The sequence below is a fragment of the Chryseobacterium sp. SIMBA_028 genome (assembly GCF_046535285.1).
Classification (GTDB): Bacteria; Bacteroidota; Bacteroidia; order Flavobacteriales; family Weeksellaceae; genus Chryseobacterium.
In genome coordinates this window covers 1-276 of record NZ_JAWRWZ010000232.1, presented here as the reverse complement: position 1 = coordinate 276, position 276 = coordinate 1, and the positions used below count along the sequence as shown (strand labels likewise).

The 276-nt window shown below is 34.4% G+C and carries 1 pseudogene; it reads left to right on the top strand.

The features are described from left to right. A pseudogene (locus tag SCA31_RS23275) lies at positions 1 to 276 on the top strand (elongation factor 4); the annotation flags it as partial.

The window sequence follows — 276 nt, the reverse complement described above, 5'->3', positions numbered from 1 at the left end:
CAACGTATCATATCACGGATATTCAAAGAAAGACCCTGAAACTACAATTTTGATCAATAACCCATCTGAAATGATTGATCCCAATCTTTTAGATAGAGTTGAAGAACCTTATATAAAAGCTTCTATTATTACTAAATCTGATTTCGTAGGTGCAGTTATGACGCTGTGTATCGAGAAAAGAGGGGAAATTGTAAACCAGAGTTATTTAACGGCAGATAGAGTAGAATTAACATTCAATATGCCTTTGGCTGAGGTTGTTTTCGACTTTTATGACAG